The following is a 14,522-nucleotide window of genomic DNA, read 5'->3' on the forward strand; positions in this document are numbered from 1 at the left end:
GTGTCGTACTGCGTGGGGTCTTACGGGCGACGGATCGCGTCGGCGGCGGCGGTGCTCGCCGGGCCCGCGGCCAGTTCCGTCTCCAGAAGCTGCTTGCCGAGCAGTTCGGGGTCGGGCAGGTCCATCGGGTACTCGCCGTCGAAGCAGGCGCGGCAGAGGTTCGGCTTGTCGATGGTCGTGGCCTCGATCATGCCGTCGATGGAGATGTACGAGAGGGAGTCGGCACCCAGTGATGTGCCGATCTCCTCGATGGTCATGCCGTTGGCGATCAGCTCGGCGCGGGTCGCGAAGTCGATGCCGAAGAAGCACGGCCACTTCACGGGCGGGGAGGAGATCCGGATGTGGACCTCGGCGGCGCCGGCCTCGCGGAGCATCTTGACCAGGGCGCGCTGGGTGTTGCCCCGGACGATCGAGTCGTCGACGACCACCAGCTTCTTGCCCTTGATGACTTCCTTGAGGGGGTTCAGCTTCAGGCGGATGCCGAGCTGGCGGATGGTCTGCGAGGGCTGGATGAACGTACGCCCGACGTAGGCGTTCTTGACCAGGCCCGCGCCGAAGGGGATGCCGGAGGCCTCCGCGTACCCGATCGCGGCGGGGGTGCCGGATTCGGGGGTCGCTATGACCAGGTCGGCGTCGGCCGGGGCCTCCTTGGCGAGCCTGCGGCCCATCTCGACGCGCGAGAGGTAGACGTTCCGGCCGGCGATGTCCGTATCGGGGCGCGCCAGATAGACGTACTCGAAGACACAGCCCTTGGGCTTCGCTTCCGCGAATCGGGACGTTCGCAGGCCGTTCTCGTCGATGGCGACGAACTCGCCGGGCTCGATCTCGCGCACGTAGGAGGCGCCGCAGATGTCGAGCGCCGCGGACTCCGAGGCGATGACCCAGCCGCGCTCCAGGCGGCCGAGGACCAGCGGGCGGATGCCCTGCGGGTCACGGGCGGCGTACAGCGTGTGCTCGTCCATGAAGACGAGGGAGAAGGCGCCCCGCACCTGCGGAAGGATCTTGGCGGCGGCTTCCTCGATGGTCAGCGGCTTGCCGTCGTCGTCCACCTGCGCGGCGAGGAGCGCCGTGAGCAGGTCGGTGTCGTTGGTGGCCGCCACGCGTGTGGTGCGGCCCTCCTGCTTGGGCAGGTCGGCGACCATCTCGGCGAGCTGGGCCGTGTTGACGAGGTTGCCGTTGTGCCCGAGCGCGATGGAGCCGTGCGCGGTGGCACGGAACGTCGGCTGGGCGTTCTCCCAGACGGAGGCGCCAGTCGTCGAGTAGCGGGCGTGACCGACCGCGATGTGACCCTGGAGGGAGCTGAGAGAGGTCTCGTCGAAGACCTGGGAAACGAGGCCCATGTCCTTGAAGACGAGGATCTGGGAGCCGTTGCTGACCGCGATTCCCGCGGATTCCTGGCCCCGATGCTGGAGGGCGTAGAGCCCGAAGTAAGTGAGCTTTGCGACCTCTTCGCCCGGAGCCCAGACACCGAAGACGCCGCAAGCGTCCTGGGGGCCCTTCTCGCCGGGAAGCAGATCGTGATTGAGTCGACCGTCACCACGTGGCACATCATCGAGTGTAGGCGAGATCGACCACTGGTCCGAATTGGGGATACGGCCCCTGTACGGAGGGTGAGCGCGGCCGGATCGCCGCCTCTGTGCTGCGGGCTCACGACACCTCTGTGAACTGGGACGACAGCCTTGTGAACAGCGGCTGGCGAGCGTTGACGCCCGGTCCGGCGCGGCAGAAGGCTGCTGGTCCATGCGATCTCATGGACTGTCACGGCCTTCCGGGCTCTCCGGGCTCTCCGGGCTCTCTGGGCTCTCCCGGCGTTCCTTCGCGGGCGGGGTGGCGGGCACGGCCGCCGCCGTCGGCATGGGTGCCGGGCCCGCCGACGCCCGGGCCGGCGCGCCCGGCACCGCCGCCCCGGACACCGCCGAGCGCCCCTTCGCCGCCGCGCGCGGGCGGCACTCGAAGCGGCCCAACATCCTGTTCGTCCTCGGCGACGACCTCGGCTGGGCCGACCTCTCCTCGTACGGCTCCCCGCACATCAAGACACCGCACCTGGACCGTCTCGCCCGTCAGGGGGTGCGGTTCACCGACGCCTACTCCGGCTCCGCGACCTGCTCACCCACCCGCTTCAGCCTGTACACGGGCCGCTTCCCCGGGCGTACGAAGGGCGGGCTCGCGGAGCCGATAGCCGACCGATCGGTGGGGCTCGAACCGACGCATCCCACGCTCGCCTCACTGCTGCGCGGCGCCGGGTACGCGACCGCCCTGATCGGCAAGTGGCACTGCGGATATCTGCCGGACCACTCCCCCACCCGCTCCGGCTGGGACGAGTTCTTCGGGAACTTCGGCGGGGCCCTTGAGTACTACTCGAAGCTGGGGCTCGGCGGGGAGTACGACCTCTATGAGGGCAGGGTCCGTGAGGGGGACGCCGAGTACAAGGACCTGCGGTACTACACGCGCGTCCTCACCGAGCGGGCGAGTGAGTACGTACGCCGGGACCACGGGGGCCGGCCCTGGCTGCTCAACCTCAACTTCACCACCCCGCACTGGCCTTGGATCGCGGACGGCGACGAGGAGCGGAGCGCCGAGATCGTGCGGAGGATCAAGGCGGGCGAGAAGGGCGCGCTCTTCGACCGGGACGGCGGCTCGGTCGAGAAGTACGCGGAGATGGTCGAGGACCTGGACCGGTCCGTCGGAGAGGTGCTGCGCGCGCTGCGGGAGTCCGGACAGGAGCGGGACACCCTGGTGTTCTTCGCCTCCGACAACGGCGGTGAGCGCTTCTCGTACAACTGGCCGCTGTCCGGCAACAAGGGCTCGCTGAAGGAGGGCGGCATCCGGGTGCCGACCATCGTGCGCTGGCCGGCGCGGATCGACGGCGGGCAGGTCAGCCACGAGCCCGTCTACACGCCGGACTGGACGGCGACACTCCTGGAGGTCGCCGGTGCCCGGCCGGATCCGGCGTATCCGCTGGACGGGACGAGCCTCGCGCCCTACCTGCTCAGGGGCGCGCGGCCGACGGAACGTGATCTGTTCTGGCGGGTGCGCGGGGAGCGGGCGCTGCGGCGCGGTGACTGGAAGTACTACCGGGGCCCCGGCGGCGCCGACCAGCTCTTCCATCTCGGGGAGGACCTGCGGGAGCAGGCCGACCGGGCGCGGGCCGAGCCGAAGCGGCTCGCCGCGCTCAGAGCGGCCTGGGAGAGGACCGACGCCACGCTGCTGCCGTATCCGACGGGCTGAGCGCGGGCGCCGCCGCTACTTCTCCGGGCTGTTCCGTCCGGCGCCCGCGGGGTCGGCGCCCGAGGGGTCGCCGGTCGCGTTGATCACCGTGCCGTCGGCGGCGGTGAGTTTCAGGGTGTTCCGCTCGATCTCGTAGCGCGCCGGGCCGTCGAAGAGCTTCAGGAGCTTGCGCTCGGTGGCCATCGTGTCGCCGGGGCACATCTTGCGGGTGGTGGCCGGGGTGCCGAAGGTGAGGCGGCCGTCCTTGGCCTCGGCCTTGGCGGTGACGTCGTTGCAGCCGAGGTTGCCGCGGACCTTGCCGTCCTCGCCGAAGGTCAGCTGGACCTTGCCGGAGACGTCCTTGGGCAGCGGCGCGGCGCTCTGGCCGCCGCCGACGGCGTCCACCTTCCACTTGGTGCCGGTGAGCGGGGCGTCGGGCTCTTCGGCGCGTGAGGTGAGGTCCACGTGGTCCCCCTTGGCGGTGGTGAGGGTCAGCCGGTCGCCGTCGACCTTCGCGGTGAGCTTCTTCTCGGCGAGGGCACGCGTGAGGTGCTCCTCGAACTTCATCCGGCCCTCGGGGCAGGCCCGCTTCGTCAGCCTGGTCTCGCCGAAGTCCAGGGTGTCGCCCTTGATCTTCACGTCGGCGCCGGCGGAGTTGCAGCCGAAGCTGCCGCCGGCCCGCCCGTCCTTGCCGATCTTGAGGTGGGCGTCTTCCGGGGCGTCGTACTTCTCGCCGCCCACGGTGACGCTGGCCACGTTCCACCGGATGCCGGTGAGGGGCACCTCGCTCTCCACGGAACGGCCGCCGGAGCCGCCTTCGGAGCCGGCTCCCGACTCGGTGCCGCATGCGGTGAGCAGCAGCCCGGCGGAGGCCAGCGCGGTCAGGGTCAGGGTCAGACGCTGCGTGTGCATGGCGATGGGACGGAACAAGTGGGGGTGTTGGTTCCATCCCGTCCTCCGGCTGCGGGCCACCTCCTTCCCCGCCCGCGGACTACCCCATGATCGGCAGCAGTCCCGACAGGTCGGCCCGCTCCCCGCTCGCGCTGACCCGCGCCCCGGCGAGGGCGCTCGCCCAGTCCGTGCGGCCCGTGGCGAGGCGGATCCAGGTCAGCGGGTCGGTCTCGACGACGTTCGGCGGGGTGCCGCGGGTGTGCCGCGGGCCCTCGACGCACTGCACCACCGCGTACGGCGGAATCCGCACCTCCGTCGATGCTCCCGGCGCCTTCAGCGCGAGCGCGTCGGCGAGCAGGCGGGCGCAGGCGGCCAGGGCCTGGCGGTCGTACGGGACGTCGAGTTCCGGCACCGCGTCGTTCAAGTCGTCGGTGTGGACGGTCAGTTCGACGGTACGGGTGACCAGGAAGTCGCCGAGCGTCATGGCGCCGAAGCGGGAGGGCACGAGGCGCTGGTCGGGGGCGGCGGCCAGCGAGGCCTCGATGTCGGTGAGGGTGCGCGTGAACAGCTCGTCCAGGTCCGCGCCCGCGCTCTCCGCGACGGCGCGGGTGTCCTCGTCGACCTGCGCCGCGGCCGTGACCGTCGCGAACGGCCAGTCCATGAGCGGCACTTCGTGCTTGACCGGCTCCGGAGCGCTCAGATAGCGGTGGACGGTGCCGAGCACCATCGCGATGTGGGCCGCCAGTTCGTGGACGGTCCAGTCGCCGAGGCGGGTCGGGCGGGCGAGTTGCTCGGGCGTGAGGGTGCGCACGGCTTCTCGTACGTTGCCGAACTGGGCGAGCACAGCGGTGCGGATCTTGGCGGAGTCGTACGAACGCGTGCGCTTCTTGGCCGGTGGCATGGTGCCGAGCCTAAGCCTTGCCCGGGTAGCCCTGAAGGCCCTTTTCGACCTGTCCGAAGACGCGTTCCGCGGAGTCGGCGCAGTCCTTCGCGATGTCGTCCAGGGAGTCGCCGAGGAGGGCGCGCCGGTGGTTCTCCATGATGAGCGCGTTCCGGGCGCCGATCAGCTGGGCGGCGGCGACCCGTGCGAGGAGCTCGTCGCCCGTCTCCTCCGCGAGGGCGTCCGTGAGGAGCTGGACGCTGCGCATGTGGAAGATCACCATGCGGTGGGCGAGGGTCGGCGTCTCGTTGACGAGCTGGCGCACCTTGAGGCTGCGCGGGTCACCGCTGAGGCCGATCGACGGGTCGAGCCCGCCGACCTGCTCCAGGAACTGGCGGCGCATGGCGGCCACCGCGGACTCGCCCGGCAGGCGCTCGCGCACCGCGCGGGCCGGGTCCCCGGCGTGCTCCTCCATCGGGCCGACGATCACGCCTTCCTTGGTGCCGAAGTAGTTGAAGACGGTCATCTTTGACACCTCGGCCGCCTCGGCAATCTCCGCCACGGAGACGTGGTCGAAGCCACGCTCGGAGCAGAGGTCCACGGCGGCCCTCCAGATCCGCGCGGCGGTCTGCCTCTTCTTGCGCGCGCGCAGCCCCAGCTCCTCAGTCATGCGGGTCACGGTACCGGGGTGACGTCCTCCCCCACCGCGAACGTCTCGCCGCCGCCGGGCACCCCGACCCCGCGCCAGCTGAACGGCACACCCCGCGCCACCTTCAGGTCGGGCCCGTCCATCAGCTGGAAGTGCAGATGCGGTTCGGTGGAGTTGCCGGAGTTCCCGCAGCTGCCGAGGCGCTGTCCGGCCACCACCTCATCACCCGCCCGCACGGCCAGCGAGCCCTGCTTGACGTGCGCGTACACGGCGTACGTGCCCTCGCCGAGGTCGAGCACCACGTGGTTGCCGACGACGCGGCGGGCCCCGCCGAGCGTCCTGCCGATGCCCTCGATCACGAAGAAGTACAGGAGCGCGGCGAGGGAGTTGCGGCTGAGGTGGACGCGCTGGCCGTCCTCGGCGTGGACGACGGTGGCGTCACCGACCGCGAGCAGGGGCGCCCCGAACGCGGGGAAGGCGCGGTTGCGGCGCGTGACCGGCCACAGCCAGGCGAAGGCCGGGCGGGCGGGCCCCTCCGCCGGTACGGCCACGATGTCGATGGCGTAGGTCTGGCCGAGGCCGTGCGTGCCGTGGCTCGGCACCTTGTCGGCGGGGCTGTTCAGCGCCGACCAGCGGCCGGAGACGGGCGGGTCGACCTCGACGGGGGCCGGGGGGTCCGCCACGATCTCTTGGCTGACGGCCCTGCGCCGGGCGAAGCCGACCGCGAAGACGCCCACGATCGGGATCCAGCCCACCCAGTACGGGTACGGCAGATCCACGAAGAAGCCGGCGACGACCTGGACGCACACGTACAGCACCAGCAGGCGTTCGAGCACCGCGGTGAATTTGCGCATACCTATGGACATGACGTTCCCCCTGCTGCGGTTGGTGTGATCTGCCGCGGTCCGTGCGGTCTGCCGCGGTGTAGTCGGTGCGCGCGTTGGCGCGGTCGGTCAGGGACGCGCGGCGGAGAGCATCACGAGCAGCGGCACGACCCGCCCCGCCGGAACCTCGTAACGGCCGCGTCCCGCGCTGTGCAGCCAGCCCGCGCCGGTCAGTTGGCGCAGGTGGTGGTAGATCTGGCCGGTCGTGCCGATGTCGTCGAGCGCGGCCAGCTCGGCGGCGGTGCCGGTGCCCGCGAGGATCTCCCGCAGCAGCCGCAGCCGCACGGGATTGCCGAGCGCGGCGAACGAATCGGCCGCCTCGGACCAGTCGTCCTCGAACAGCGACTCCGTGAGCCGCCCGTACTGCCACTCGTACCGGTGCCCGGTGGGGACCCGCACGGCTCCGGTGAACAGGACGGCACCGTCCGCGTCCTGCGCCACCGGGTGCCGTGCCTTCAGCGCGTCGAGGGCCCAGAAGTCGCCCTCCTCCACGGCGGGCGCGGCCGGGCCCGCACTCTCCAGCTCGGCCATGCGCCGTTCCAGCTCGGCGACGCGCTCTTCCAGATCCATGAGTAAGAGGTTACGTAATTACGTAATTTCAATCAAGGGCAACTTTCACCGCAACCGACCCCGGGCACGACGAAGCCCCCGCCCGGACTGAGGTCCGGACAGGGGCTTCGACGGGGGCTTTCAGGAGGCGACCGTCAGGCGAAGAGCCCCGGAATCGTCCCCTCGTGCGCCTCGCGCAGCTCGCTCAGCGGCAGCGTGAACTCGCCCTGCAACTCGATCGCGTCACCGTCGACGACACCGATCCGCGTGGCGGGCAGACCCCGCGCCCCGCACATGTCGGTGAAGCGCAGCTCCTCGCTGCGCGGCACGGCGACGACCGCGCGCCCCGCCGACTCGGAGAACAGGAAGGTGAACGTGTCCAGGCCGTCCGGCACGACGAGCCGGGCGCCGCGCCCGCCACGCAGACAGGACTCGGCCACGGCCTGCACGAGACCGCCGTCCGACAGGTCGTGCGCGGCGTCGATCATGCCGTCGCGCGAGGCCGAGATGAGGATGTCGCCGAGCAGCTTCTCGCGGCCCAGGTCGACCTTGGGCGGAAGCCCGCCGAGGTGGTCGTGGATCACCTGCGACCAGGCCGAACCGCCGAACTCCTCGCGCGTCTCGCCGAGCAGGTAGAGGAGCTGGCCCTCTTCCTTGAACGCGATCGGTGTGCGGCGCGCCACGTCGTCGATCACGCCGAGCACGGCGACGACCGGCGTCGGGTGGATCGCCGCCTCGCCCGTCTGGTTGTAGAGCGAGACGTTGCCGCCGGTGACCGGGGTGCCCAGCTCCAGGCAGCCGTCCGCGAGGCCGCGGATGGCCTCGGCGAACTGCCACATGACGTCCGGGTCCTCGGGCGAACCGAAGTTCAGGCAGTCCGAGATCGCGAGCGGCTTGGCGCCGGAGGCGGCGACATTGCGGTACGACTCGGCGAGCGCGAGCTGGGCGCCCGCGTACGGGTCGAGCTTCGCGTACCGGCCGTTGCCGTCGGTGGCGATGGCGACGCCGAGGCCCGTCTCCTCGTTGATCCGGATCATGCCGGAGTCCTCGGGCTGGGCGAGGACGGTGTTGCCCTGCACGAAACGGTCGTACTGGTCGGTGACCCAGGACTTCGCGGCCTGGTTCGGGGCCGAGACCAGCTTGAGTACCTGCGCGCGCAGCTCGTCCGCGTTCGCCGGGCGGGCCAGGTTGTTCGCGTCGTCGGCCTGGAGGGCGTCCTGCCAGGACGGACGGGCGTAGGGCCGCTCGTAGACCGGGCCGTCGTGGGCGACCGTGCGCGGGTCGACGTCGACGATCTTCTCGCCGTGCCAGAAGATCTCCAGGCGGTCGCCGTCGGTCACCTCACCGACGACGGTGGCGATGACGTCCCACTTCTCGCAGATCTCCAGGAAGCGCTCGACCTTGCCCGGCTCGACGACCGCGCACATCCGCTCCTGCGACTCACTCATGAGGATCTCCTCGGGAGTGAGCGTGGAGTCGCGCAGCGGTACGTCGTCCAGCTCGACCCGCATACCGCCGGAGCCGTTCGACGCCAGCTCGGAGGTGGCGCAGGAGAGACCGGCCGCGCCCAGGTCCTGGATGCCGACGACCAGCTTCTCGGCGAAGGCCTCCAGGGTGCACTCGATGAGGAGCTTCTCCTGGAAGGGGTCGCCGACCTGGACCGCGGGGCGCTTGCTCGGCTTCGTGTCGTCGAAGGTCTCCGACGCCAGGATCGAGGCGCCGCCGATGCCGTCGCCGCCGGTGCGGGCGCCGTACAGGATCACCTTGTTGCCGGGTCCGGACGCCTTCGCGAGGTGGATGTCCTCGTGCCGCATGACGCCGATGGCACCGGCGTTGACCAGCGGGTTGCCCTGGTAGCAGGCGTCGAAGACCAGCTCGCCGCCGATGTTGGGCAGGCCCAGGCAGTTGCCGTAGCCGCCGATGCCCGCGACGACGCCGGGCAGTACGCGCTTGGTGTCGGGGTGGTGGGCGTCGCCCATCCGCAGCGGGTCCACGACCGCGACCGGGCGTGCGCCCATCGCGATGATGTCGCGGACGATGCCGCCGACGCCGGTGGCCGCGCCCTGGTAGGGCTCGACGTACGAGGGGTGGTTGTGCGACTCGACCTTGAAGGTGACCGCGTAGCCCTGGCCGACGTCGACGACGCCCGCGTTCTCGCCGATGCCGACGAGCATGGCGTCGTTCTCCGGGACCTTCTCGCCGAACTGCCGCAGGTGGACCTTGCTGCTCTTGTACGAGCAGTGCTCGGACCACATCACGGAGTACATGGCCAGCTCGGCGCCGGTGGGGCGGCGGCCGAGGATCTCGCGGACGCGCTCGTACTCGTCTTCCTTCAGGCCCAGTTCGGCCCAGGGCAGCTTGACGTCGGGCGTCTCGGCCGCGTGCTTGACGGTGTCCAGAGTCATGCGTTGACCAGCTTCTTCAAGACGGAGGTGAAGAATCCGAGGCCGTCGGTGCGGCCGGTCCCGACCAGCGGCTCCACGGCGTGCTCGGGGTGCGGCATGAGGCCGACCACGTTGCCCGCCTCGTTGGTGATGCCGGCGATGTCACGGAGCGAACCGTTCGGGTTCGTGTCCAGGTACCGGAAGGCGACGCGGCCCTCGGCCTCCAGCATGTCCAGGGTCCGCTCGTCGGCGGTGTACTGGCCGTCGATGTTCTTGAGCGGGATCGAGATCTCCTGGCCGGCGGTGTAGTCGGCGGTCCAGGCGGTCCGGTCGCTCTCCACGCGCAGCTTCTGCTCGCGGCAGATGAAGTGCAGGTGGTTGTTGCGCAGCATCGCGCCCGGCAGCAGGTGCGTCTCGGTGAGCACCTGGAAGCCGTTGCAGATGCCGAGCACCGGCATGCCGGCCTTCGCCTGCTCGATGACGGACTCCATCACCGGGGAGAAACGGGAGATGGCGCCGGCCCGCAGATAGTCGCCGTAGGAGAAACCGCCGGGCAGCACCACGGCGTCGACCTGCTTCAGGTCCTTGTCCTTGTGCCAGAGCGGCACGGCCTCGGCGCCCGCCACACGGACGGCGCGCTGGGTGTCGCGGTCGTCGAGGGTTCCGGGGAAAGTGACGACTCCAATTCGAGCGGTCACTTCTCTTCCTCCACCTTTACGACGAAGTCCTCGATCACGGTGTTGGCGAGGAAGGTTTCCGCCATCTCGTGGATACGGGCGAGGGCCGCGTCGTCGACCGGCCCGTCCACCTCGAGTTCGAAACGCTTTCCCTGACGTACGTCGGAGATGCCCTGGAAACCGAGGCGCGGCAGTGCACGCTGCACCGCCTGGCCCTGGGGGTCGAGGATCTCCGGCTTGAGCATGACGTCGACTACGACGCGTGCCACTGGCACTCCCGGTGTGTGGTGCTTGCGTGTGCTGCTTGCAAGGTGCTGAGCAGGTGCCTTCAGACTACCGGCACAAAATTTCTACTCGCGTAGATTTGTAGAAACCTACGTGATGGCGGTCACTTCACGTGATCCAGCAGGTTTCGAACGGGGTATGTTCACCAAGAATCCAGGAAAAGATCACGGATCCACATTGCGGACTGACACGCGGAGATATTCGGCCGGGCTTCACAATGCAATGCCAAGCACTGTACAAAGGAATTGGCAATAGTCGATACTTTGCCCAAAACAGCCGGACAGTCGGCATCACCGCACGTCAGCGCGGTGGAGCCGCACGAAGGGATCGATATTCGTGGCGCAACGTGTCGTAGTCACTCTCTTTGACGACATGGACGGCGGGGAAGCGGCGGAAACGGTCGCGTTCGGGCTTGACGGCAAGTCGTACGAGATCGACCTCAACCAAACCAATGCCAAGAAACTGCGCACGGCACTCGCCCCCTACCTGGAGGCGGCCCGCAAGCACTCGAAGTCCGGGAAGGTCTACCGGCACACCGCCGTCTCCCCCGACCCGTCGGCCGTCCGAGCCTGGGCCCGCTCGCACCAGATGGACGTCCCGCCGCGCGGCCGCATCCCCAAGCGGGTCTACGAGGCCTTCGAGGCCGCCAACTGACCCCGCGCCCACCACGGTCCCGAGCCCCTCGCGGCAACCGACTTGCGCTGCACCCCCGCTGGTCAGCTAGAGTCTGGAGCACGCCGAGGGGCGAGGCCGAAAGGCCGGACCTCACGGAGTCGTGCGGGTGTAGTTCAGTAGTAGAACATCCCCCTTCCAGGGGGAAGGCGCAGTGTGCAATTCCTGTCACCCGCTCCGCATCGCTTACGGACCAGTCTTCTGGTTGCGGTAAGCTGATGCTCGCGCCGACCGGTGGAAGCTGGTCGGAGGCAATGCGAACGTAGCTCAGTTGGTAGAGCGCAACCTTGCCAAGGTTGAGGTCGCGAGTTCGAACCTCGTCGTTCGCTCCAGTCAAGAAGGCCCCGGTCGATCCGACCGGGGCCTTCTTCGTGGGCGCCGCACGCTTCGTGGAGGCCGCACGAGGTGTGTCTCGCACGCCGGCGAGGTTGGTATAGTTGTCCTCGCGTTACGGCGCAGCGCGGACGTAGCTCAGTTGGTAGAGCGCAACCTTGCCAAGGTTGAGGTCGCCAGTTCGAACCTGGTCGTCCGCTCAGATGAAAGGCCCCGCTCCTAAGAGCGGGGCCTTTCGCGTTCCTGCCGGCGGCCGCGCTACCAGGCCGTGCCGGTCAGACGCTCGTACGCCTCGATGTACTTGGCGCGTGTGGCGTCCACCACGTCCTGCGGGAGCGCCGGGGGCGGCTGCTCGCTCCTGCGGTCCCAGCCCGAGGCGGGCGAGGTCAGCCAGTTCCGCACGAACTGCTTGTCGTACGAGGGCTGGGCGTGCCCCGGCTCCCACTGGTCCGCGGGCCAGAAGCGGGACGAGTCCGGCGTCAGGACCTCGTCGCCGATGAGCAAGTCCGCGCCGTCGAAGCCGAACTCGAACTTCGTGTCCGCGAGGATCAGACCGCGCTCGCGCGCGATGTCCCGCGCCCTGCCGTAGACGGCGAGCGTCGTCTGGCGCAGCTGGGCGGCGGTCTCCGCGCCGACCTGGCGGGCCACTTCCTCATAGCTCACGTTCTCGTCGTGCTCGCCGACCGCGGCCTTCGCGGCGGGCGTGAAGATCGGCGCGGGCAGCTCGGAGCCGTCGACCAGGCCCTCGGGCAGCGCGAGGCCGCAGACCGTACGGGTCTCGTTGTACTCCAGGAGGCCCGAGCCCGTGAGGTAGCCGCGGGCGACGCACTCGACCGGGACCATCTCCAGGGACTTGCAGACGAGCGTGCGGCCCGCCCAGTCGGCGGGGGCGCCCTGGGGCACGTCCGTGGAGATGACGTGGTTCGGCACGATGTCCGCGAGCTGGTCGAACCACCACAGGGAGAGCTGGGTGAGGACGCGGCCCTTGTCGGGGATCTCCGAGGGGAGCACCCAGTCATAGGCGGAGAGGCGGTCGCTGGCGACCATGACGAGCTCGCCCGCCTCGTTCCGGTACAGCTCGCGCACCTTGCCGGTGTGGAGGTGCACCAGACCCGGAACCTGCAACGGCTCGGGCTTTTCTACGAATCCGGACACGGTTCCCTCCAGTGGTTCTGGCCAAGTGAGGTCGATTCTCCCGTATCGGGAGGGTGGTGTTGGCCAGGGGTTCGGTGGAGCGGGCGCGATCTTGGGGTCGGCGGGGGGCCGGTCCCGCTTGCGAATGGGCCAGGCCCCGCTTGGGAGGCGGGTCAGTCCCGCTTGCAGATGCGGTCCAGGAGGTTGGCCGTGGCGCGCTGGACGCGGGTGTCGACGTGGCCCGGTCGGTCGAGCGCGGGGGACCAGGCGAAGGTGCCGGACGCGAAGACCAGGGCTCCCGAGGGGGCGCGGTACAGCGAGGTCTCCTGGTGGCGCCTTGCGCCCTCCGTGTCCGTGTAAGGCGAGTGGGCGAGCAGGATGCGGCCCTGGTGCTCGGGGAGCGCCGTGCGGGGGTAGTAGCGGTCGGCCTCGCCCGCGACCAGGCCCTCGATCTCGTCGCCCTCGTGCGCTCCCGTCGCCTCCCACAGCCAGTGGTCGGCGTTGCGCACGACGAGGGGGTGGGGCTCGGGGACGCGGCCCGCGTACTGGATGCCGAGCAGCTGCTGTTCCGCCGTGTTGTCGCCGTCCCGCTCGCGCCAGAGGGCGGACTTGCCGGGGCCGCGGCGCTTGCGGCAGGTCAGCAGGCGGTCCTCGACGCCGGACGGGGAGGGGCCCAACTCCACCTGCCAGTACATGGTGTTGGCCGAGAGGAAGACCAGCGAGGTGCCGCCGTCGCGGGCCAGCTCGGCGGTGCGGCGCATGGCCGGGGACCAGTACTCGTCGTGGCCCGGGAAGACCAGGCCCCGGTAGCGGGAGGGGTCGATGCGGCCGGCGTGCAGGTCGCGGGCGTCGGCGTACGCGAGGTCGTAGCCGTACCGCTCGGCCCAGCGGATGAAGTCGTAGGCGTGGCCCACGTGCAGGGGCAGGCCCGCGCCCGCGTACGGCCGGTCGAAGGAGACCGTCACGGCCGCCTCGCTCTCGCCGAGGAGACGGCCCTGCTCGTCCCAGGCGTGGTAGAGGCTGGCGCCCGTGCGGCCGTCCTCCGGGTAGAGGTTGTACGCCTGCCAGGTCACGTCCGGCAGGAGGAGCAGGAGGTCGGCGGGGTGGCTGTCGCGGACCGTGAAGGGCACGTGCGAGCGGTAGCCGTCGGCGGTGGTGAGCACCGCCACGTACGCCCCGATGCTCCAGTAGCTCGGGATCTGGAGGCGCCAGGAGAGCCACCAGTGGTGGCAGGAGACCGTGCGGTCCGCGGTGAGCGGGGGCGGCTGGACGATGCCGGACAGGCGCGGGCTCGTGGTGATCTTGCTGGCACCGTCGCCCCCGTAGTGCCCGATGCGGTAGATGTCGACGCTGAACTGCTGGGGCGGGTCCACCGTGACGTGGAAGTCGATCGCCTCGCCCGGGGCGGCGGCGCCGGTGGACGTGAAGCCCTTGATCTGGCGGCGCACGTCGTCGGCGGTCAGGGGGCCGCCGGTGCGGGGCGCCGGGATGTTCGCTCCCGGGGCCGGGGCGTGGTCGACGTACCAGGGCACGACTTTGCCGGTGTCGTCGAAGTAGTGCTCGGATCCTCGCAGCCAGGGCAGGGGGCCCTGGCCGAAGGGGTCCGACACGGCGTGCGCCAGCGCGCCCGATTCCCAGCGGCGGATCGGCTCCTGCCCCATGTCTTCCCCTCCCTCGCTCCCCCGAGCCTGCGGCGCCGGCTGCTGCGTACGGTCCGGCGCCGCTCCCAGCACATCACATTACGCACGCGCTCCGTCACCGTTCGTCGTGAATTGACAGGAACGGAGGGCGGGAGTCCGGGGGTTGGGGTGGGGTGAGGCCTGCTTTCTGTCGGGGGGCCGGGGTGGGCCACCGCTGGGCCGGGCGGCGCGGCGGTAGCCCAGCGGGCGGCGCGGGTGGGGCCTGGGCGGGGCGAGTGGCGGAGCCCCAGGCCCGCGGAGGCGGAGCCCAGGCCCACGGGGGCCCAGACCAGGCCGC

The 14,522-nt window shown here is 70.3% G+C and carries 13 protein-coding genes and 3 tRNA genes; 5 read left to right on the forward strand and 11 right to left on the reverse strand.

Annotation, left to right across the window (positions count from 1 at the left end):
* Positions 1–20: 20 nt before the first annotated feature.
* Positions 21–1,547: an amidophosphoribosyltransferase gene (gene purF / locus DMA15_RS17850; RefSeq protein ID WP_125513812.1), complete on the reverse strand. Its 1,527-nt coding sequence runs from the start codon at positions 1,545–1,547 to the stop codon at positions 21–23.
* A gap of 193 nt (positions 1,548–1,740) precedes the next feature.
* On the opposite strand from purF, the gene DMA15_RS17855 reads away from it, so the two are divergent.
* Positions 1,741–3,228 (forward strand): sulfatase-like hydrolase/transferase, encoded by a 1,488-nt coding sequence (locus tag DMA15_RS17855; protein WP_125513813.1) that lies wholly within the window; start codon positions 1,741–1,743, stop codon positions 3,226–3,228.
* Between the two features lie 15 nt (positions 3,229–3,243).
* On the opposite strand, the gene DMA15_RS17860 is transcribed toward DMA15_RS17855, so the two are convergent.
* From DMA15_RS17860 to purS, 8 genes are all read right to left on the reverse strand, one after another.
* Positions 3,244–4,119: an META domain-containing protein gene (locus DMA15_RS17860; protein WP_240659839.1), complete on the reverse strand. Its 876-nt coding sequence runs from the start codon at positions 4,117–4,119 to the stop codon at positions 3,244–3,246.
* A gap of 79 nt (positions 4,120–4,198) precedes the next feature.
* Complete coding sequence (locus DMA15_RS17865; RefSeq protein WP_125513814.1) at positions 4,199–4,999, reverse strand: maleylpyruvate isomerase family mycothiol-dependent enzyme; 801 nt, start codon at positions 4,997–4,999, stop codon at positions 4,199–4,201.
* A gap of 10 nt (positions 5,000–5,009) precedes the next feature.
* Complete coding sequence (locus tag DMA15_RS17870) at positions 5,010–5,648, reverse strand: TetR/AcrR family transcriptional regulator (protein WP_125513815.1); 639 nt, start codon at positions 5,646–5,648, stop codon at positions 5,010–5,012.
* A gap of 5 nt (positions 5,649–5,653) precedes the next feature.
* Positions 5,654–6,493: a M23 family metallopeptidase gene (locus DMA15_RS17875; RefSeq protein ID WP_125513816.1), complete on the reverse strand. Its 840-nt coding sequence runs from the start codon at positions 6,491–6,493 to the stop codon at positions 5,654–5,656.
* A gap of 87 nt (positions 6,494–6,580) precedes the next feature.
* On the reverse strand, positions 6,581–7,081 hold the full coding sequence (locus DMA15_RS17880; protein ID WP_125513817.1) for a helix-turn-helix domain-containing protein: 501 nt from the start codon (positions 7,079–7,081) through the stop codon (positions 6,581–6,583).
* 134 nt (positions 7,082–7,215) lie between these two features.
* Positions 7,216–9,465 carry a phosphoribosylformylglycinamidine synthase subunit PurL gene (gene purL, locus DMA15_RS17885; RefSeq protein ID WP_125513818.1) on the reverse strand — a complete coding sequence of 750 codons (2,250 nt, stop codon included), beginning with the start codon at positions 9,463–9,465 and terminating at the stop codon, positions 7,216–7,218.
* Positions 9,462–10,142 (reverse strand): phosphoribosylformylglycinamidine synthase subunit PurQ, encoded by a 681-nt coding sequence (gene purQ, locus DMA15_RS17890; protein ID WP_125513819.1) that lies wholly within the window; start codon positions 10,140–10,142, stop codon positions 9,462–9,464. Before purQ ends, purL begins: the two co-directional genes overlap by 4 nt.
* Positions 10,139–10,390, reverse strand: a complete 252-nt coding sequence (purS, locus tag DMA15_RS17895) for a phosphoribosylformylglycinamidine synthase subunit PurS (protein WP_125513820.1) — start codon at positions 10,388–10,390, stop codon at positions 10,139–10,141. The genes purQ and purS overlap by 4 nt, the downstream gene beginning before the upstream one ends.
* A gap of 352 nt (positions 10,391–10,742) precedes the next feature.
* Here purS and DMA15_RS17900 point away from each other — a divergent pair, with 352 nt between their 5' ends.
* The 4 genes from DMA15_RS17900 (at position 10,743) to DMA15_RS17915 (ending at position 11,611) form a co-directional block, all read left to right on the forward strand.
* Positions 10,743–11,060: an Lsr2 family protein gene (locus DMA15_RS17900; RefSeq protein WP_030790350.1), complete on the forward strand. Its 318-nt coding sequence runs from the start codon at positions 10,743–10,745 to the stop codon at positions 11,058–11,060.
* A gap of 123 nt (positions 11,061–11,183) precedes the next feature.
* Positions 11,184–11,255, forward strand: a tRNA-Gly gene (locus DMA15_RS17905).
* Between the two features lie 79 nt (positions 11,256–11,334).
* A tRNA-Gly gene (locus DMA15_RS17910) sits at positions 11,335–11,410 on the forward strand.
* A 128-nt stretch (positions 11,411–11,538) separates the two neighbouring features.
* Positions 11,539–11,611 (forward strand) — tRNA-Gly (locus DMA15_RS17915).
* Positions 11,612–11,669: 58 nt separating this feature from the next.
* On the opposite strand, the gene DMA15_RS17920 is transcribed toward DMA15_RS17915, so the two are convergent.
* Both DMA15_RS17920 and DMA15_RS17925 read right to left on the reverse strand, forming a co-directional pair.
* Complete coding sequence (locus DMA15_RS17920) at positions 11,670–12,566, reverse strand: phosphoribosylaminoimidazolesuccinocarboxamide synthase (RefSeq protein WP_125513821.1); 897 nt, start codon at positions 12,564–12,566, stop codon at positions 11,670–11,672.
* 152 nt (positions 12,567–12,718) lie between these two features.
* The gene (locus DMA15_RS17925) at positions 12,719–14,206 is read right to left on the reverse strand and encodes a N,N-dimethylformamidase beta subunit family domain-containing protein (protein WP_125513822.1); all 1,488 of its coding nucleotides are present in this window, start codon (positions 14,204–14,206) and stop codon (positions 12,719–12,721) included.
* Positions 14,207–14,522 lie beyond the last annotated feature (316 nt).

Source organism: Streptomyces sp. WAC 01529 (assembly GCF_003945545.1).
GTDB lineage: Bacteria > Actinomycetota > Actinomycetes > Streptomycetales > Streptomycetaceae > Streptomyces > Streptomyces anatolicus.

What these genes read in the sequence shown, in the direction of transcription:
- DMA15_RS17855 (WP_125513813.1), top strand. Translation starts at nt 1,741, where the DNA reads ATGCGATCTCATGGACTGTCACGGCCTTCCGGGCTCTCCGGGCTCTCC.
- DMA15_RS17860 (WP_240659839.1), bottom strand. Translation starts at nt 4,119, where the DNA reads ATGCACACGCAGCGTCTGACCCTGACCCTGACCGCGCTGGCCTCCGCC.
- DMA15_RS17865 (WP_125513814.1), bottom strand. Translation starts at nt 4,999, where the DNA reads ATGCCACCGGCCAAGAAGCGCACGCGTTCGTACGACTCCGCCAAGATC.
- DMA15_RS17870 (WP_125513815.1), bottom strand. Translation starts at nt 5,648, where the DNA reads ATGACTGAGGAGCTGGGGCTGCGCGCGCGCAAGAAGAGGCAGACCGCC.
- DMA15_RS17875 (WP_125513816.1), bottom strand. Translation starts at nt 6,493, where the DNA reads ATGTCCATAGGTATGCGCAAATTCACCGCGGTGCTCGAACGCCTGCTG.
- DMA15_RS17880 (WP_125513817.1), bottom strand. Translation starts at nt 7,081, where the DNA reads ATGGATCTGGAAGAGCGCGTCGCCGAGCTGGAACGGCGCATGGCCGAG.
- purL (WP_125513818.1), bottom strand. Translation starts at nt 9,465, where the DNA reads ATGACTCTGGACACCGTCAAGCACGCGGCCGAGACGCCCGACGTCAAG.
- DMA15_RS17925 (WP_125513822.1), bottom strand. Translation starts at nt 14,206, where the DNA reads ATGGGGCAGGAGCCGATCCGCCGCTGGGAATCGGGCGCGCTGGCGCAC.